The 18,951-nt window shown below is 70.6% G+C and carries 13 protein-coding genes; 6 read left to right on the top strand and 7 right to left on the bottom strand.

Annotation, left to right across the window (positions count from 1 at the left end):
* Nucleotides 1-94: 94 nt before the first annotated feature.
* Together uvrA and rsgA are read right to left on the bottom strand one after the other, a co-directional pair.
* On the bottom strand, nucleotides 95-3,127 hold the full coding sequence (gene uvrA, locus ACQPZ4_RS09260) for an excinuclease ABC subunit UvrA (RefSeq protein WP_433057911.1): 3,033 nt from the start codon (nucleotides 3,125-3,127) through the stop codon (nucleotides 95-97).
* 130 nt (nucleotides 3,128-3,257) lie between these two features.
* Nucleotides 3,258-4,289, bottom strand: coding sequence for a ribosome small subunit-dependent GTPase A (rsgA, locus tag ACQPZ4_RS09255; protein ID WP_433057909.1), 1,032 nt, complete (start codon nucleotides 4,287-4,289; stop codon nucleotides 3,258-3,260).
* Between the two features lie 92 nt (nucleotides 4,290-4,381).
* Between rsgA and ACQPZ4_RS09250 the strand changes: the two genes are divergently transcribed.
* The 5 genes from ACQPZ4_RS09250 (at nucleotide 4,382) to ACQPZ4_RS09230 (ending at nucleotide 7,768) form a co-directional block, all read left to right on the top strand.
* Nucleotides 4,382-4,816: a hypothetical protein gene (locus tag ACQPZ4_RS09250; protein ID WP_433057907.1), complete on the top strand. Its 435-nt coding sequence runs from the start codon at nucleotides 4,382-4,384 to the stop codon at nucleotides 4,814-4,816.
* Between the two features lie 9 nt (nucleotides 4,817-4,825).
* The gene (locus ACQPZ4_RS09245; RefSeq protein WP_433057905.1) at nucleotides 4,826-5,503 is read left to right on the top strand and encodes a maleylpyruvate isomerase family mycothiol-dependent enzyme; all 678 of its coding nucleotides are present in this window, start codon (nucleotides 4,826-4,828) and stop codon (nucleotides 5,501-5,503) included.
* A complete protein-coding gene (locus ACQPZ4_RS09240) occupies nucleotides 5,500-6,099 on the top strand; it encodes an MBL fold metallo-hydrolase (RefSeq protein WP_433057903.1) in 600 nt (199 codons plus the stop codon). The genes ACQPZ4_RS09245 and ACQPZ4_RS09240 overlap by 4 nt, the downstream gene beginning before the upstream one ends.
* Before the next feature lie 71 nt (nucleotides 6,100-6,170).
* The gene (locus tag ACQPZ4_RS09235) at nucleotides 6,171-7,049 is read left to right on the top strand and encodes a hypothetical protein (protein ID WP_433057902.1); all 879 of its coding nucleotides are present in this window, start codon (nucleotides 6,171-6,173) and stop codon (nucleotides 7,047-7,049) included.
* Between the two features lie 26 nt (nucleotides 7,050-7,075).
* A complete protein-coding gene (locus ACQPZ4_RS09230; RefSeq protein WP_433057900.1) occupies nucleotides 7,076-7,768 on the top strand; it encodes a uracil-DNA glycosylase in 693 nt (230 codons plus the stop codon).
* Between the two features lie 22 nt (nucleotides 7,769-7,790).
* Here the strand turns inward: ACQPZ4_RS09230 and fxsT are convergent, their stop codons facing one another.
* On the bottom strand, nucleotides 7,791-12,389 hold the full coding sequence (gene fxsT, locus ACQPZ4_RS09225) for an FxSxx-COOH system tetratricopeptide repeat protein (RefSeq protein ID WP_433057898.1): 4,599 nt from the start codon (nucleotides 12,387-12,389) through the stop codon (nucleotides 7,791-7,793).
* A gap of 245 nt (nucleotides 12,390-12,634) precedes the next feature.
* Between fxsT and ACQPZ4_RS09220 the strand changes: the two genes are divergently transcribed.
* A complete protein-coding gene (locus ACQPZ4_RS09220; protein WP_433057896.1) occupies nucleotides 12,635-14,428 on the top strand; it encodes a glycosyltransferase in 1,794 nt (597 codons plus the stop codon).
* Here ACQPZ4_RS09220 and ACQPZ4_RS09215 read toward each other — a convergent pair.
* The 4 genes from ACQPZ4_RS09215 to ACQPZ4_RS09200 all read right to left on the bottom strand — a co-directional run bounded on the left by ACQPZ4_RS09215 (nucleotide 14,412) and on the right by ACQPZ4_RS09200 (nucleotide 18,827).
* On the bottom strand, nucleotides 14,412-14,912 hold the full coding sequence (locus ACQPZ4_RS09215) for a DUF302 domain-containing protein (RefSeq protein WP_433057894.1): 501 nt from the start codon (nucleotides 14,910-14,912) through the stop codon (nucleotides 14,412-14,414). The two genes, ACQPZ4_RS09220 and ACQPZ4_RS09215, sit on opposite strands and share 17 nt — an antisense overlap.
* An 18-nt stretch (nucleotides 14,913-14,930) precedes the next feature.
* Entirely contained in the window at nucleotides 14,931-15,293 is a 363-nt protein-coding gene (locus tag ACQPZ4_RS09210) for a DUF4240 domain-containing protein (protein ID WP_433057892.1), read from the bottom strand.
* An 86-nt stretch (nucleotides 15,294-15,379) separates the two neighbouring features.
* Nucleotides 15,380-16,834, bottom strand: coding sequence for an argininosuccinate synthase (argG, locus tag ACQPZ4_RS09205; protein ID WP_433057891.1), 1,455 nt, complete (start codon nucleotides 16,832-16,834; stop codon nucleotides 15,380-15,382).
* 142 nt (nucleotides 16,835-16,976) lie between these two features.
* Nucleotides 16,977-18,827, bottom strand: coding sequence for an arabinofuranosidase catalytic domain-containing protein (locus tag ACQPZ4_RS09200; RefSeq protein WP_433057889.1), 1,851 nt, complete (start codon nucleotides 18,825-18,827; stop codon nucleotides 16,977-16,979).
* Nucleotides 18,828-18,951: the final 124 nt, after the last annotated feature.

Genomic DNA, 18,951 nt, shown 5'->3' with positions numbered 1-18,951 from the left:
GCGAAGCGCCCGACTTATCGATCAACATCCACAGCAAACAGACAGCAGGCGGCCCGGGACCAAGCAGTCCCGGGCCGCCGTTCAGAACAGGCAATCAGCGCTTGGCCGGAGCCTTCTTCGCCGCGGTCTTCCGCGGCGCCGCCGTCTTCTTGGCCGGCGCCGCCGCCTTGGTGGCCTTCGCGGGAGCCACCTTGGCCGCGGTCTTGCGCGGCGTCGCGGCCGGCTTCGCGCCGTTGGCCTGGGCCGCCCGGTCCCGCGCCTCCGGGGAACCCGACGGCTCGCCCTTCAGCCCCAGCACCGGCCGCAGGAACTGCCCGGTGTAGCTCTCCGGCAGCTCCGCCACCTCCTCCGGCGTCCCGGCCGCGACCACCGTGCCGCCCTTGTGGCCGCCCTCCGGACCCATGTCGATGATCCAGTCAGCGGCCTTGATGACGTCGAGGTTGTGCTCGATGACGATCACCGTGTTGCCCTTGTCCACCAGGCCCTGCAGCACCAGCAGGAGCTTGCGGATGTCCTCGAAGTGCAGGCCGGTGGTGGGCTCGTCGAGCACGTACACCGTCCGCCCGGTCGAGCGCTTCTGCAGCTCCGAGGCCAGCTTGACGCGCTGCGCCTCGCCGCCGGAGAGGGTCGGCGCCGGCTGGCCCAGCCGCACGTAGCCCAGGCCGACGTCGACCAGCGTCTTGAGGTGGCGGTGGATCGCCGGGATGGCCTCGAAGAAGCCCTCCGCCTCGGCGATCGGCATGTCGAGCACCTCGGCGATCGTCCGGCTCTTGTAGTGCACCTCGAGGGTCTCGCGGTTGTACCGCGCGCCCTTGCACACCTCGCACGGGACGTACACGTCGGGGAGGAAGTTCATCTCGATCTTGATCGTGCCGTCGCCCGCGCACGCCTCGCAGCGGCCGCCCTTGACGTTGAAGGAGAAACGGCCCGGCCCGTACCCGCGTACCTTGGCCTCCGTCGTCTCCGCGAAGAGCTTGCGGATGTTGTCGAAGACGCCGGTGTACGTCGCCGGGTTCGACCTCGGCGTCCGCCCGATCGGCGACTGGTCGACGCCGACCACCTTGTCGACCAGGTCGAGCCCCGAGATGCGGGTGTGCCTCCCCGGTACCAGCCGGGCTCCGTTGACCGTGTTCGCCAGTACCGCGTGCAGGATGTCGTTGACCAGCGTCGACTTGCCGGAACCGGAGACTCCGGTGACCGCCGTGAGCTGCCCGAGCGGGAACGGCACGGTCAGGTTGTGCAGGTTGTGCTCGCGCGCGCCGACCACCACGAGCTCGCGGCCCGGCGTGCGCGGCCGGCGGATCTCCGGCGTCGGGATGCTGCGCTTGCCGGACAGGTACGCCCCGGTCACCGACTCCTCGGTCTTGATCAGCTGCTCGTACGGCCCGCTGTGCACCACCTTGCCGCCCAGCTCGCCGGCACCGGGCCCGATGTCGACGATCCAGTCGGCGGTGCGGATGGTGTCCTCGTCGTGCTCGACCACGATCAGCGTGTTGCCGAGCTTCTTCAGCCGCACCAGCGTCTCGATGAGCCGGTGGTTGTCCCGCTGGTGCAGGCCGATGCTGGGCTCGTCGAGCACGTACAGGACGCCGACCAGGCCGGAGCCGATCTGCGTGGCGAGCCGGATCCGCTGGGCCTCGCCGCCGGACAGCGTGCCGGAGGCCCGGTCCAGGGAGAGGTAGTCCAGGCCGACGTCGACCAGGAAGCGCAGCCGGGCGTTGATCTCCTTGAGCACCCGCTCGGCGATCATCTTCTGCCGGTCGGTGAGCTCCATCGCCCCGAGCAGCTCGGCGGCGTCGCCGACCGAGAGGTTGCAGACGTCGGCGATGCTGCGCCCGGCGATCGTCACGGCCAGGATCTCGGGCTTGAGCCGGGTGCCGCCGCAGGTGCCGCAGGGCACGTCGCGCATGTACCCCTCGTACTTGTCCCGCGACCAGTCGCTGTCGGTGTCGGCGTGCCGCCGCTCGATCCACTGCACCACGCCCTCGAAGCCGGTGTAGTAGGAGCGCTCGCGGCCGTACTTGTTGCGGTACCGGACGTGGACCTGGTCCTCGCTGCCGTGCAGGATCGCCTTCTGCCCGCGCGAGGAGATCCCCTGCCACGGGGTGTCGAGGTTGAACCCCTCCTCGTCGCCGAGCGCCTCCAGCAGCCGCAGGAAGTAGTCCAGCGTGTGCCCGGTGGCCCACGGCGCGATGGCGCCGTCCCGCAGCGTGCGGTCGGGGTCCGGGATGATCAGCTCCGGGTCGACCTCCTTCTTGGTGCCGATGCCGGTGCAGTCGGGGCAGGCACCGTACGGCGCGTTGAAGGAGAACGACCGCGGCTCCAGGTCCTCGATCGACAGCGGGTGCTCGTTGGGGCACGCGAGGTGCTCGGAGAACAGCCGCTCGCGGTGCTCGTCGTCCTCGGGCAGGTCGACGAACTCGAGGATCACGATGCCGGCCGCGAGCTTCAGCGCGGTCTCCACCGAGTCGGTGAGCCGCTGCTTGGCGCTGCGCTTCACCGCGAGCCGGTCGACGACCACCTCGATGGTGTGCTTCTCCTGCTTCTTGAGCTTCGGCGGCTCGGTCAGCGGGTGCACCACGCCGTCGACCCGGGCCCGCGCGTAGCCCTTGGACTGCAGCTCGGCGAACAGGTCGACGTATTCCCCCTTGCGCCCGCGCACGACCGGCGCGAGCACCTGGAAGCGGGTGCCCTCGTCCATCGCCAGCACGCGGTCGACGATCTGCTGGGGCGTCTGCTTGGTGATCGCCTCGCCGCAGACCGGGCAGTGCGGCTCGCCGACGCGCGCGTAGAGCAGCCGCAGGTAGTCGTAGACCTCGGTGATGGTGCCGACCGTCGAGCGCGGGTTGCGCGAGGTCGACTTCTGGTCGATCGAGACCGCCGGGGACAGGCCCTCGATGAAGTCCACGTCGGGCTTGTCCATCTGGCCGAGGAACTGCCGCGCGTACGACGAGAGCGACTCGACGTATCGCCGCTGGCCCTCGGCGAAGATCGTGTCGAACGCCAGGCTCGACTTGCCGGAGCCGGAGAGCCCGGTGAACACGATCATCGCGTCGCGCGGCAGGTCAAGACTGACGTCGCGGAGGTTGTGCTCCCGTGCGCCACGGATGATCAAGCGGTCGGACATGCTTCCCCTTGGCAGTATTCGTCCGGTTGGAACACCGTCCTGGTGCCAGCCGACAACTCTAGCCAGGGGGTATGACATTTTTTGGCCGCCGCCCGCGCGAGGGGACCTCGAACGGGGGAAGCGGGCCTGATCAGCCCCGGGCCGGCCGGCGGCGCTCGCGGTTCTCGCGACGCTGACGACGTACCGAAGCCAGCTTCTGCTCTTTTTGCAGTTTCTGCCAACTCGCGTAGCGGCGCGGGCTCAGCTCGCCCTCCTCGACGGCCGCGCGCACGGCGCATCCGGGCTCGTCACCGTGTCCGCAGTCGTCGAACCGGCAGGCCCCGGCGAGCAGCGTCACATCGGCGAAGGCCCGGTCGAGGCCGGTCACCGTGTCGAACATGCCGACCAGCCGCACGCCAGGTGTGTCCAGCACCGCACCGCCGTCCGGCATCGGGATCAGCGCCCGGTATGTGGTCGTATGGCGCCCGCGTCCGTCCGAGCGCAGCGCCCGCGTCTGCATGACCGGCGCCCCCGCGAGCGCGTTGACCAGGCTGGACTTGCCCGCCCCGGACTGTCCGAGCAGGCCGAGCGTGCGCCCGTGCGCGACGAGCGGCCGCAGTCCGTCCAGGCCGAGCCCGGTCCGCGCACTCACCGCGTGGACCGTCACGCCGGACGCATGCCCCGGCATCTGCGCCGCCAGCGCCTCGGGGTCAGCGGCGAGATCGGCTTTTGTCAGTACCAGATGAGGCTTTGCCCCGGACTCCCACGCCAGCGCCAGCAGGCGCTCGATCCGCCCCAGATCCGGCGAGGGGTCCACCGGCTCCACGACGGCGACGGCGTCGATGTTGGCCGCCAGCACCTGGCCGAACGACTCCTCGCCGGCGGTCGCGCGGACGATCGCGGTGCGTCTGGGCAGTACAACCTCAGCGGTAATCCGGTCGTCGGGCCAGTCGCGCACGACCAGCCAGTCCCCCGCACACGGCAGCGCGCCCGGGTCCTGCGCGGCCCGGGCCAGCAGCCCACCGGCCACGCTGGCGCGCACGGGTCCGCCGGCCGTGAGCGCGGTGCAGACGCCCCGGTCCACGCGGCTCACCCGCGCGGGTCGCTGCCCGGGCACGTCGAAGCGCCCGAAGACCTCGGCGAAGCCGTCGTCCCAACCGAGGGCCGACAGGTCGATACTCACTGTAGTCCTTCCAATCCGAACTGGCGTTCGGAAACCCACGGTAGGTAGCGCGGCAGCAACGCGAAACCGAATATCGGGGCTATCGTCGGACGGTGCTTCCCTCGCGTGTGCTGGCCGGCGCCGTCGGACTCCGCCTCGACCGGGCCGACGTGCAGTGGCACGTGTCCGTCGGGCAGGACGACTCGCTCATGCGGTTCTGGCTGACGTTCGGCACCACGTGCTACGGATTCCACGTCGGCGCCGAGGACGAGATCCTGGACGTGATCGTCGAGGAGCGCGGCACCGACGCCGAGATGGGCGTCTACGGCCGCCTGGAGGTCCGACCGGCGGCCGGGGCCGACCCCGCGGCGTTCGCGGTCGGCCAGCGGCTGGTCGTGGTGCATGATCTCTTCGCGGGGTACCTCGGCAAGCCCATCGGCGCCCGCCTCTGCTTCGAGACCGTCGACCTCAGCGTGGCCGACTGGGAGGATGAGCTGCACTGGGCGGCCGGCGACCTCCCGCCCGCGGTGGGCGTGCGGCAGCGATAACCTGGACCGGTGACGGCCGATCCGCTGGTCCTCAATCCCGAGCTGGAGCGCGCCACCTCCCGCCTGCTCGCGACCATCGCCTCCTTCAGCGACCCCGACCTAGCCGAACCGACCCTGTGCGCCGGCTGGACGCGCGGCCACATGCTCAGCCACCTGGCCCGCAACGCCGACGCGTACGTCAACCTGCTCACCTGGGCCCGCACCGGCGTCCGTACCCCGGCGTACGAGTCGCCCGAGGCCCGCGACGAGGGCATCCAGGCCGGCGCCGCCCGCCCGCTCGCCGCGCAGCTGGCCGACATGGCCGCCGCCTCGACCCGCCTGGCCACCGCGATCGACGCCATGCCCCCCGAGGCCTGGTCCGTGACGGTCGCCCTGCCCTCCGGCACGCCCATCCCCGCCGCCCGCGTGGTCTGGTCCCGCATCTGCGAGGTCGAGCTGCACCACGTCGACCTCTGCGCCGGGTACACGCCGGCCGACTGGCCCGACGCCTTCCCGCTGCGCCTGCTGCACGACCCGGCCACCCCGCACGCGGCCACCCTGGTCGACCCGGACGGTACCGTCCTGCTCACCGTCGAGAACGCCCCGACCGTCAGCGGCCCGGTGCACGCCCTGGCCGCCTGGCTCACCGGCCGCGGCGACGGCACCGCCCTGACCGGCGACCTGCCCAACCTGGAGGCCTGGAAATGAGCACCGGACTCGACATCACGTCCCTGTCGGTCGGCCCGATGGACAACAACGCGTACCTGCTGCGCTGCCGCTCCACCGGCGACGCCGTGCTCATCGACGCGGCCAACGACGCCTCCCGGCTGCTGCAGCTCGTCGAACCGGCCGGCATCCGCGCCGTCGTCACCACCCACCGCCACCCGGACCACTGGATGGCCCTGCAGGACGTCGTGGACGCGACCGGCGCCGAGTCCCTGGCCCACCCCGCCGACGCCCCCGAGATCCCGGTCGTCACCGCCCACCTGAACGAGGGCGACACACTGACGGTGGGCGACTGCGCCCTGTCGGTCATCCACCTGGTGGGGCACACGCCGGGTTCGATCGCGCTGTACTACCCGGAGGAGGGCGGCCACCTCTTCACCGGCGACGCTCTTTTCCCTGGCGGCGTCGGCAACACCCACGGCAACAAGGCCGACTTCGACTCCCTCTTCCACGACGTGACGACGAAGCTCTTCGACGTCCTGCCGGACGGGGTCACCTTCTACCCGGGCCACGGCAAGGCCTCGACCATCGGCGCCGAACGCCCCTCCCTCGACGAATGGCGCACCCGCGGCTGGTGACCGCCCACTTGGTTCACGCTGCGTGATACAACGCTTGGCAGATCGTGAGGGTCGTTCATAGGCTTCGCGGTGTGCCATCGCAGTTGCACGAGATTCTGATCGAGATGTTCCGGGAACGCCCGGCACTGGCGGCCGAGATCCTCGGCGGCCCGCTGCGCGTCACCTTGCCGAAGTACGCCAGGGCCCAGCTGTCCTCCGCCGATCTCACCGACATCGCCCCGACCGAGTACCGGGCCGACGCCGTCGTCACCCTGCACGACAGCACATCGCAGGTGATGGGGGTCGTGGTCGAGGTGCAACTGCGCAAGGACGCGCGCAAACGGCACAGCTGGCCGGCGTACGTCGGCACGCTGCGCGCCCGGCTGGGCTGCCCGATCGCGCTCCTGGTGATGTGCCCCGACCAGGCCGTGGCGGACTGGTGCGCCGCCCCGGTCACGATCGGGCCGCCCGGCTCGGTGCTGACCCCGGTGGCCCTCGGTCCGCGCCAGGTGCCCGCGGTCACCGACATCGCCGCTGCGCGTTCCATGCCCGAACTGGCCGTCCTGTCCGCCCTCGCCCATGGCGCTTCGGAGGAGCCCCGGGCGGTGCTGGAAGCCCTGGTCAACGCACTTGACGCGGTCGATCAGGAACACGCCAACCTGTACACTGACCTGGTTCTCTCCACGCTGCCAGCGGCGGCGCGGAAGTGTCTGGAGGAACTCGTGACCATCGCCGGATATCGATTCCAGAGTGAGTTCGCTCTCCGCAACTTCGCCGAGGGCGAGGCCAAAGGTAAGGCTGAAGGCGGGGTCGAGGCCTTGCTGACCATGCTCGATGTCCGCGGTGTGGAGGTGCCCGAGACCATCCGGGCCGAGATCGCCAACTGCACCGACATGGACCAGATCAAGACCTGGGTTCGCCGTGCCGCGACCGCCGAGAAGATCGAAGACCTGGGCATCCAGCCCGCCTGATCCGGCGGGTGGTAGCTTTCCGGGCCATGCCCGTCTATCTCCTGGACTTCATGCCCGAAGACTGGCGCGAGGCGGTCACCCCGTACGTCGACCCCACGACCGTCGCGGCGCTCTCCTCGTTCGTGGTCGAGCAGTACAACTCGGGCGTCGTCTACCCGCGCAAGCAGGACATCTACGCCGCGTACAAGCTCAGCCCGCTCGCAAGCACCCGCGTCCTGATCCTCGGCCAGGACCCGTACATCAAGCCGGGCCAGGCGCACGGCCTCAGCTTCAGCGTCCCGCCCGGCGTCGCGGTCCCGCCGTCGCTGCGCAATGTGTACCAGGAGATGCGCGACGACCTCGGCGTCGACCCCCCGCCGTCCGGCGACCTGACCGCCTGGACGCGGCAGGGCGTCATGCTGCTCAACGCCGTCCTGACCGTCCGCGCCGGCACGCCCAACTCCCACAAGGGCCAGGGCTGGGAGAACATCACCGACGCCACGATCCGCGCCCTCAATGACAAGCCCGAGCGCGTCGTCTTCGTCCTGTGGGGCGCCGCCGCGAAGGCCAAAGCGCCTTTCATCACGAACAACCACCATGTCGTACTGCGAGCAGGCCACCCCAGCCCGATGAACCAGACGGGCTTCCTGGGCAGCCGTCCGTTCAGCCGCATCAACGCCGCGCTGGCCGCGGCCGGAACCCTGCCGGTCCGCTGGTCACCGGCGATGCCGAGGCACTGACCCGGTCGGTACGGCCGAGGCCTCAGACGAACGGCAGCTCGATGTCGAGGTCGATCCGCCGTCCGGCGCGGACCGCCTCCGCGTAGGGATAGCCGACGGGGATCTGATCGACCGTCCGGGCGCGTATCCGCCGCGCCGCGGCCGGGTCGGTGCCGCCGTGACTCAGCACGAAGTTGACCGCGGCGGCGAGAACCGAGGGATGGTCCCCCGGCAGCACGGACTCCAGGCGCTCCAGGGCGGACGCGTCCAGACGGAGCGCCTCGTCGCTGCCCGGCTCGGCGGCGTTGATCGCATTCGCCAGCGTCACCTGCGCCGCGAGGGTGTGCGGATGCCTGGGTCCGAGCAGCGTCCCGAACCGGTCGGCGGCCCGTTCGGCCAGCCGCCGGGCCGCGCCGACGTCACCGCCGGCTCGCAAGAAGATGCTCAGATCGTTCCAAACCGCCGAGGTGTACGGGTGATGCTCGCCGAATCGCCGCCGGCAGTCGGCCTCCACGGTGCGGCCGGCGGTCACGGCGCGCGCATGGTCGCCGTGGGCCCAGTCCAGGCAGGCCCGCTCGAGCTGCACCGACAGCGTCACGGCGTTCGTGGCGCCGAGCACGGTCGTCGCGCCGCGCTCGACGTTCTCCATCACCGCGGCGGCCGCGTCGAGCAGCCCGAGCCGGCGCAGCGTGACGGCGTACGCCTTCCCGGTCCGGATCGTGCGGGGGTGGTCCTCGCCGAGCACCTCGCGCATCTTGACGTAGGTGTCGTCGAGCCGGCGTTGTGCGCCCTCCAGGTCGCCGAGCTCTCGCAGGTCGACGCCATAGTGTTCGCCGGAGCCGAGGGTGTCCGGGGCCAGGGCGCCGAGCAGCCGGCTGCGCCGCTCGAGGGTGTCCCGATCCAGCGCGGCGGCGGCCTCGAAGTCGCCCTGCAGCCGGCGTGACGTACCGAGGTTCTCCACGGCGATGAGCGTCAGCGGATCCTCGTCGCCGAGCGCGCTCCGCAGACCGCGCACGGCCTCCTCGGCGAGTTCGAGCGCCTCGTGGTAGTCGCCTCGCGCACGTAGGTCCACGGCGAGGCTGACGGCCATGCGCAGGGTGTACGCGTCGCTCTTGCCCAGGCTCCGGGCCAGCCGCTCGTAGCCGTCGCGGTTGATCTCGTACGCCTCGCGCTCACGGCCCTGATCCCGCACGAGGATGGCGAGGTGGTACATGAGCTGCAGCGTCCAGTCGTCGTCCTCTCCCGACCGGCCCCGCCACTCGCGGAGTGCGCGGCGGGCCAGGTCCTCGCCGCCGGCGAGGTCGCCGCGCTGCCAGAGGTACGACACCATGTCGACGATCAGCTGCCGGACGTCGGCCCGCTCCGACTCCGGGGCCCCGGACGACTCCACGTGCGGTCGCAGCGCCTCGTAGGCCCGCCAGTGGCGGCGGTCGCCGGGATCACCCGGATTGGCCTCGGCCAGCACGGCGAGCAGCTCGTCCCGCCGCTGCCGCTGCTCCTCGGCGGACAGCCGCGAGCGCACGATGTCCTGGGTGAGCCGGTGCACGACGACGCCGCCGCTGCCCGCGTCGACGCGGGCCAGCCCGTAGCGGCCGATCTCCCGGTTGACGGTCGCGTGGTGCATCCAGTCCCGCATGGTCGGATCGAACAACGTGAGGACCTCGGTGAGCCGGCGGTTCGACAGCAGCCGGAACGGAATCGCCTCCGGTGCCAGGAACGCCATCAGCTCCAGCAGCCGGGCGGCGGCCGGATGGCGCTCCCGCAGTTCCCCGTAGGCGAGCTGCACCGTGGACGTGATGGCGCCCGGGTAGTCGGGCGGGGCGTTCTCGTTCATCGCGGCCGCGACGTCGGCCGCGCTGCGATCGAACAGGGCGAGGTAGTCCTCGACCTGCATGCCGGTGCTGGCCAGCCAGCCGCCGGCCTGTTCCAGGGCGACCGGGAGGTCGCCGAGCCGCGCGGCGAGCCGATCGGCGTCCGCCGGGGAGATGCCCGCGACCCGCCGGCCGAGCAGCTCGATGCTCTCCGCCCGGCTCATCACGCCGACCTCGATGGCCGGGAAGCGGTCGGCGGCACGTGGATTGCGGGACGTGACCAGGACGTGCCCGGCCTCGCCGGGAACCAGCGCCTCGAGCTGGTCGATGTCGTCGGTGTTGTCGTAGATGAGCAGCCAGCGCCGGGCCCCCCGCCCGAGCTCCGCGCGAACGGCGGCCAGCTGGGCGTCGAGGTCGGCGCGCGGCGACAGGCCCAGGTCGTCCCCGAGGTCGGCGAATGCCTGCCGGGCCGCGCCGGGTGGCCGCGCCGAAACCCATTGGACGAGGTCGTAGGCGGACGCGAATCGGTAGGCGTACTCCACCGCCACCTGCGTCTTGCCGACGCCCGCCAGGCCGGTGAGCGCGACCCGGCCGCCCTCGGGCCCGGCGCCGAGCAGCGCATCCCGGAGGTGCTCGAGGAGCTCCCCGCGGCCCGAGAACCGCGGGTTGCGCACGAGCGGGACGTTCCACTGGGGCGCCGGAGCCGCCGGGTACCGGATGGCGCCGGGCCGATCGCCGCCGGCCGGCTCGATCGGCTCGAGTTCCAGGACGCTGCCCAGCGCCGCCAGTGCACGGTCCTCGGCCACGCCCATCACGTCGATGACCGAGCGCGCGGGCGCGTTGTCGCCGACGGGCATCCCGTCCACCCGCAGGATGGCGGCGAACTGCCCGTCGCCGGCGCTGATCTGCTCCGCGGCCCGGCGCAGCAGCCGGGTCCCCGCGCCGGTGCCGGCGTACGCGCGCGAGTGGATGACGACGAGGCGGTCGGCCTCCTCGAGCGACGGCAGCGGCTGGTCCACGCAATAGAGGCTGACGTGGTACGCCGGGCCGGTCAGCCGGTCGCGCAGCCACTCGGCCCAGATCCGGTCGAGCGGCGCGTAGGCGACGATCACGGCCGCGGGCGCGGCGGGCGCCGCCTGCTCGAACAGCCGCCGGACGCGGTTGCGCTGCGCCTCCGTGAACCGCGGCGCGGGGCAGGCCCCGCCGGATATCCGTCCGGCCAGCCGCTCGTAGCGGCTCAGCAGCGAGTTCTCCACTCCCGGCTGATCCCCGAAGGAGGCGAGGATCTCCTCGTAGGCGTAGTACGGGATGTACGGAATCTCGACCGAGTTCCAGTAGTCGGCGGCCTGTTCGTCGCCGAGGAATTTCAGGTACGGGTCGAAGCGGCGCCGGGAGTACGAGCGGCCGCGTTCGAGCTTCGCCTTCTCGCCGTCCTCGATCCGGGTCGGGATCGGGTAGACCGTCACGGTGTCGGCCGACTGGTGCAGCACCACGTTGGTGATCGCGGCCGCACCGTCGATGCTCTGTTTGTTGAGCGTGAAGCAGTTGACGACGACGTGCGGCAACTGGATCGTGCAGATGCCGGCCGTGTCACTGGTGCCGGTCCGGCTGTCGATGAGCACGAAGTCGTAGTGATCCCGCATGTCCTGGCGCAGCCGTTCGATGAACGGGCCCCCGCCCAGCCGGGTCCACAGGGTGTCCCAGTCGAAGGTGCTGACCTTGGTGGCGTAGCTGTTGTCCTGCCGCCCGGCCGCGACGAAGTCCAGCACGCCGCCGCGCGGGAACTCCCAGTCGAGTGAGACCGCCCATTCCTGGATGCGGGCGAGGTCGTCGCGGGCGTCAGGCCGGCCGTTCGACACGTGATCGGCGTAGTTGCGCATCAGGTCCAGGACGCCGTCGGTGTGCCGCAGCTCCTTGTCGCGCAGGAAGGGGTGGAAGTAGCGGTGCAGGCCCGGCGACTCCAGATCCCAGTCGACCGTGAGGACCCGGAAGCCGTTGCCGGCCAACAGCCAGGCGACGTTGGCCAGGGCCATCGTCCGGCCGGTGCCGCCCTTGTACGAGTAGAAGGTGACGACCCGCCCGCCCTCGTCGGAAACCGGCGCGGCGCTCGCGGCGGCCTTGGCGGTCTTCCCAGAGCTGGGCGCCGGCCGGGCGCCGCCAACGGTGGTCCCCGGGACGGGTCGGCGGGGCCGGGGCGCAGGCGATTCGAACCGCGGCTCCGACGGCAACGGCGCGGGAGCGACCCGGGCGGCGGGCCCGGCGAAGGCGGATTCCAGGCTGTCGAAATCGGGCCGTTCCGCGCTCGGCGGAAGGGCCGAGTCCTGCAGCCGGAGAATGCGCCGGGCGAGCGCGGTGACGAACTGCTTGTAGTCGTCGTCGTGCCGCCTGATGTGCAGCAGGTGGCGCAGCCCGTGCTCGCGATACAGGTCGCCCAGGCCGGGTTCGGAGTACTGATACGGCTCCATGATGTCCGGGACCGTCCGCATCGGAACCCAGATCAGCGGCAGGATCGGCACCGACAACCGCGGGAGCGAGCCGAGCCGGCGCATGAAGAATGCCCACTCCCGGCCGCAGGGCGGGCTGTCGAAGTAGTTGGCGCTGCACAGGGCGATGAACACGCTGCAGGTGCTGATCGCCTCGATGAGTCTCGGCGACCATCGATCGCCGAGGCTCAGCAGCTTGTCGCTGAAGCCGAACGACTGCGGGCCGCCGTGCACCCGGACCTCGCGGACCAGGTCGTCATGGAATCGGTACACATAATTGTCTTCTTCACTGGAGTCGTGCACATAGCTGATGAAGAAGCTGGGGCGCCCCTGATCGGCCAACTCCATGACGCGGATCTCCCGATCATCATCGGTGGACGTCCGACGCAATCAGCGTACTCAGGAACCCCGGCGCCGCTATCGGCAACTTTGGCGATCTTCCCTGCGTACAGCGCGTGATGCGGGGTCGGCGCACCGTGAGTGCCGCCGCGGGTGAGGCTGATAGATCACACATCCATCGACCCCGGGAAGATTGACCGGGCGGGTGGCGTTGCACAACGTGCTGATCAATTGGTTTGGTCGCGGGGCGGCAAATGGTCATCACGCTGGTCATCGACACGTTCAATGTGGGCAACAACGGCACCACGATCTCGGCGACGCGGTTCGCCGCGGGCCTCATGAAGCGGGGCCACACGGTTCGCGTTGTCGCGTGCGGAAAACCCGGGGCGGAAAACCCCGAAGGGCCTCAGATGTACTGGGTGCCGGAGCTCGTCGTGCCCATCGCGAGCACGTTCGCGCATCGGCAGAACACCGTGTTCGCGAAACCGGTGCGCGCGACGCTCGTCGAGGCGATCACCGGGGCCGACGTTGTGCACATCTATCAGCCGTGGCCGCTCGGGCGGGCGGCGCAGAACATCGCCGAGCGGCTCGGGGTGCCGGCCATCGCGGCGTTCCACATTCAGCCTGAGAACATCACGTACAACATCGGGCTGGGCTGGTTCCCGCCCGCCGCGCGGCTCGTCTACGTGCTGCTGCGGGTGCTGTTCTATCGGCGGTTCACCGACATCCACTGTCCGTCGACGTTCATTGCGGCGCAGTTGCGGCACTACGGGTACCGGAGCCGGTTGCACGTTATTTCGAACGGGGTCGGGAGCGCGTTTCGGCCCGGAACGAACACGAAGCGACAGCCCGGTGCGCCGTTTCGCGTCCTGATGGTCGGGCGGCTGTCCCCCGAGAAGCGACAGGATGTGCTCATTCGCGCAGTGCGCCGGTCGCGGCACGCCGGGCGGATCGAGCTGCATTTCGCCGGGCACGGGCCGTGGGAGAAGCGGCTGCGACGGATGGCCGCGAAGTTGCCCGGTCCCGTCCATTTCGGCTGGTACTCCCAGGAAGCGCTCATCGACCTGATGCGAACGAGCGACCTGTACGTGCACGCCTCGGACGTCGAGATCGAGGGGCTCTCGTGCATGGAGGCATTCTCGTGCGGGCTGGTGCCGGTGATCTCCGACAGCCGCCGGTCGGCCACCGGGCAGTTCGCGCTCGCGCCGGGCAACCTGTTCCGGGCCGGCGACGCGCAGGATCTGGCCGAACGCATCGACGCCTGGATCGAGGATCCGGACGCCCGCGCCGCCGCGTCGGCCGGCTATGCGCGGTTCGCCGAGTTGTACACGGTCGAGCGCAGCGTTCAGGCGATCGAGCGCGTGTACGACCGCGCGAACCGCGCACCCGAGCAACCGGCGGGCTACGTCGGCCGCCTGTACCGCCTGCTCTCGAACGCCTTCTACTACGCGATCGCCATCCCGCTGCTGTTCATATGGACGCGCGTGATCCTGGGAGTGCGCACCGAGGGCGACGCCAGGCTCCCGCGCACGGGCGGCGCTCTGACCATTTGCAACCACGTACACCTGCTGGACAGCGTGCTCGTCGGCCTGGCCGTCTTCCCGCGCCGCCCGGTGTTCACGGCCGCGCCGATGAACCTGGACAACCGGCTGTACGGCGGCCTGGTCCGGATCCTCGGCGGCGTCGCGGTGCCGCGCACCCCGGCGGGCCTGCCGGGGTTCTTCTCCGAGCTGCAGCTGTTCCTCGCGCAGGGCCGGATCGTGCACTTCTTCCCGGAGGGCGAACTGCGGCCGTACGACACGGGCCTGCGCGATTTCAAGCAGGGCGCGTTCCATCTGGCCGCGCAGGCGCGCGTGCCGGTGATCCCGCTGTCCATCCGCTTCCGGCCGCCGACCGGCCTGAGCCGCCTGTTCCGCCGCAAGCCGACGATGGTCATCGTCATCGGCGAACCGATCGTGCCGACCATGACCGATCCGCGCAGCGACCGCCGCATCCGCATGGCGCTCGCGCGGCAGACCATGCACGATCTGATCACCCGCGCGGCGTGACACCCCCGGCCGCGAGCTCCGCCGGCACCGGCCAGCCCAGCCCCGTGAGCAGCGCCGCGAGCTTGCGATCCAGCTCGGCCCCGACCGCGTCGATCTCGGGCACCCCGAACTGCGCGAACTGCGCACTCGGCCGATCGATCGCAAAGCGAACAGTCCCACCGTTCATCTGCGTGATGACCGTGCGCAGCGGCGCGTACAGCATGACCGCCGGATCATGCCGATACATGCGCTCGGCGAGCAGGTGATTGCCCATCAGGTACACCCGGCAGCGCGCCTTGTTCCCCGCCAGCCCCATGAGCGGATCGGCCGGAAACTTGAAGTAGATGAGGAACCCGTTGATCGCGATCCGCTCGGTCAGCCCGACCACATCCTCCCACGTCGCCCGCTCGGCGATCAACTGCTCGAAGCGCGCAGCCGGATACTCGGGCACGGCCGCCTCATACTGCGCGACCACCTCGTCGAACGCCCCGTCGACATCAACCACCAGAGTCACCGAACGGCGCTACCCGAGCAACGACGAGCCGAACCGCGCAAAGAAGATTTCGTACGCCACGCCGCCCGGCACCCAGGCATCGTCCACGTCCCGCTCGACGTAGCGCCGCACCGCCGCCCCGAAGTCCACCCGCGCCGCCTCCCACGCGGCCCGCCCCTGCGCGACGATCCACAGGCACAGGTCCTCGGTGTCGTCCTCGGAGTACTGCACGCCGTCGACCACCGGCCCGTCCCAGTAGTCGGCCAACTCCTCAGCCGCTTCCTCGTAGGCACTCTGAAACGCCACGACCTCATCCCGCGGCGCAGTGCGCAACCACGCGACGAGACTGTCCATGTCGCGCGCGTGCGTCTCGAGCACCGTCCAAAGCTCCACCGGCGTGTTCATATCACGACACACGCGCGGCGCCGCGCGCGTCCTCGCGGACGGACACGGCGCCGAGGCGCGTCACACGGGTGGGGTCAGTCGGTGCCGAACTCCATGGCGGCGCTGTCGAGGAGCTCGTCGTCGGCGTCGGACGGGGCCGGGCCGCGGGCGGTGATCGCGGCCGCGCCGCCCGCCGGCATGGCGCCCAGCAGGTCGGCCGACGGGGTCTGGTTGGCGCCGATGAGCATCGGGTGCGGGCTGCCGATCACGTTGAGCGTGACGTACTGCTCCAGTTTCGCGCGCGAGTCGGCGATGTCCAGGTTGCGCATGGTCAGCTGGCCGATGCGGTCGACCGGGCCGAACGCGGCGTCCTCGGTGCGCTCCATCGACAGCTTGTCCGGGTGGTACGACAGGGACGGGCCGGTCGTGTCGAGGACCGAGTAGTCCTCGCCGCGGCGCAGGCGGAGGGTCACCTCGCCGGTCACGGCCGAGCCGACCCAGCGCTGCAGGGCCTCGCGCAGCATGAGGGCCTGGGGGTCGAGCCAGCGGCCCTCGTACAGCAGGCGGCCGAGCTTGCGGCCCTCGTTGTGGTACGCCGCGACGGTGTCCTCGTTGTGGATCGCGTTCACGAGGCGCTCGTAGGCGGTGTGCAACAGGGCCATGCCCGGCGCCTCGTAGATGCCGCGGCTCTTGGCCTCGATGATGCGGTTCTCGATCTGGTCGGACATGCCCAGGCCGTGCCGCCCGCCGATCACGTTGGCCTCCAGGACCAGGTCGACGGCGCTCGCGAACTCCTTGCCGTTGATGCTGACCGGGCGGCCCTGTGCGAAGCCGACGGTCACGTCCTCGGCCGGGATCTCGACCGCCGGGTCCCAGAAGCGGACGCCCATGATCGGGTCGACGATCTCCAGGTGCGCGTCGAGGTGCTCGAGCGACTTGGCCTCGTGCGTGGCGCCCCAGATGTTGGCGTCGGTCGAGTACGCCTTCTCGGTGCTGTCGCGGTAGGGCAGCTGGTGGGCCAGCAGCCACTCGGACATCTCCTTGCGGCCGCCGAGCTCGCCGACGAACGCGGCGTCGAGCCACGGCTTGTAGATGCGCAGGGCGGGGTTGGCGAGCAGACCGTACCGGTAGAAACGCTCGATGTCGTTGCCCTTGAACGTGGATCCGTCGCCCCAGATCTGCACGTTGTCCTCGAGCATCGCGCGCACGAGCAGCGTGCCGGCCACGGCCCGGCCGAGCGGCGTCGTGTTGAAGTAGGCGCGGCCGCCGGAGCGGATGTGGAACGCGCCGCACGCGAGCGCCGCGAACCCCTCCTCGACCAGGCTGGCGCGGCAGTCGACGAGGCGGGCGATCTCCGCGCCGTACGCGGTGGCGCGACTCGGCACCGAGGCGATGTCGGGCTCGTCGTACTGGCCGATGTCGGCCGTGTACGTGCACGGGATGGCGCCCTTTTCGCGCATCCAGGCAACGGCTACCGAGGTGTCGAGACCACCGGAGAAGGCGATGCCGACGCGCTCACCGACAGGCAGGGAGTTCAGAACCTTGGACACGGGTACAAGCATATACGACGGACTGCATAATCATGCAAGTCCTCGTGGGTTTCGCCACGCGCCGATCCCGTGAGCCGGCGTGCGGCGAGCGGAAAGGCGCGGCGGGTGCAGTACACCCGCCGCGCCTTGTGGTTCTTGAGAACTAGTTGAGCGCGAACTTCTGCGCGGCGGATCCGTTGCAGTCCCAGATCTGCAGGCGCGTGCCGTTGCCGGTCGCGCCGTTCGGGGAGTCGAGGCAGCGGCCCGACTGCGGGTTGCGCAGGGAGCCGTCGGCCTGCTGCTGGAAGACCTGGCCGCCGACGCCGTTGCAGTCCCAGAGCTCGACCTGGGCGCCGTTGGCCGTGCCGTTGCCGACGATGTCCAGGCAGCGGCCGAGCGTGCGCAGGGCGCCGTTGGACTGGTGGAACCAGTGCTGGTCCACGGCGTAGGACTGGCAGTCCCACAGCTGCACGGCCGTGCCGTTCGTGCCCGAATCGTCCGCGGCCACGTCGACGCACTTGCCGCCGGGGCCGACGTTCGTCCCGCCGCCGTTCACCGCGAACTTCTGCGCGGCCGAACCGTTGCAGTCCCAGATCTGCAGGCGCGTGCCGTTGCCGGTGTTGCCGTTGGGCGAGTCGAGGCAGCGGCCGGACTGCGGGTTGCGCAGGGAGCCGTCGGCCTGCTGGATCCACTTCTGCCCGCCGACGCCGTTGCAGTCCCAGAGTTCGACCTGCGTGCCGTTGGCCGTGCCGTTGCCGTTGATGTCCAGGCACCGGTTGATCGTGCGCAGCGAGTTGTCCGCGAAGTGCGTCCAGCGCTGGTCCTCGGCGTAGTTCTGGCAGTCCCAGAGCTGCACGCCCGTACCGTTGGATCCGGTGTCGTCGGCGGCCACGTCGACGCACTTCCCGCCCGGTCCGGCGACGGTGCCCGCCGGGCCGTTCGGGACGTTGGTCTGGCCGCCGTACCCGACGCTGACCACGTTGGCCTGCACGGCGTTCTCGGCGGCGTCGGAGGGGTAGCCGTAGACCATGGCGCCCTCGAACCAGGTGCCCCGGTTGCGGTTGGAGTTGTCGCCGCCGATGCCCAGGATGATGCCGCCTTCCTGGTGCATCGGGCGGTACCCCGGCTTGTCGGTCGGCAGCGCGCCGTTCCACCACGTCGTGAGCCCGCCGGACTGCGAGTTGCCGCCCTTGAGCGCGTAGGTGGTCTGGCCGTTGTTCTTCAGCACGGCCGTCACGTACGCCGAGTTGTTGCCCGGGTTCGGGTTGGAGCCGTTGCCGCCCTGGAACATGCCGTTCTCCATGTCCGCCTCGATCCACGGGCCGGAGCCCTGGCACGGCGGGAAGAAGCACGTGGTGGCGATGCTGATGGCGTCCATGTGCCCGTTGCCGATGTCGAACGGCGTGGCCTCGGCGTTGCCGTAGTCGAAGCAGCAGTCCGAGCCGACGTGCGTGCCGCTGGCGACCATGTAGACGCCCTCGGGCTGGCCGTTCACGGCGACGCCCGGGGCCCGGCCGTTGAAGCGGTACCCGACGCCGGGCGAGACCCACAGGCCGTAGACCTTGTGCCCGCCGGCGGTCACGGCGATCTCGCTCGCGTCCGCGCCGCGGTCACCCGACCCGGCCCCGCCGTCCGGCGCGATCGTCAGGTCGCTGTGGTTGCTCGTCTGGTCGAAGATGCGCGTGATCCGGCACGTGGTCCCGTTGCAGAACGCGTCCTGGTCGCCGGCGTTGGCGTAGCCGCCCGCGGCGAGCAGCCCGACGTTGTGCGTGGCACCGTTGTCCGCGCGCTGCACGGTGTAGAGCGGCCCGTTGTACGCCGCGAACAGCGCCCGGGTCGTGCTGTGCGCGGCGACGCACGCCGTGCCGTTCGAGGCGTAGATGTCACAGGGCAGGGGTCCGGCGGCCTGCGCCGTCCCGCTGAGCCCGACGATGACACCGGCGGTGAGGGCCAGGCTCGCGGCGCTGGAGAGCAGCAATCTCCACCGCCGGCCCGGTCGTGATCGATCGACCACGGGAGGACCTCTTTCTTCGGGGTTTTTCCGCGCGTACCGCGGGAGCGCTCACCACGGCCGATTGGCGGCGACCATGGCGATCGATGCTTCATTATGCGTAACTGCGATCGTCTTTGGTAGAACC

It is taken from the genome of Dactylosporangium sp. CS-033363 (assembly GCF_050942475.1).
Lineage (GTDB): Bacteria > Actinomycetota > Actinomycetes > Mycobacteriales > Micromonosporaceae > Dactylosporangium.
This window is presented reverse-complemented; position numbering and strand designations above follow the sequence as displayed.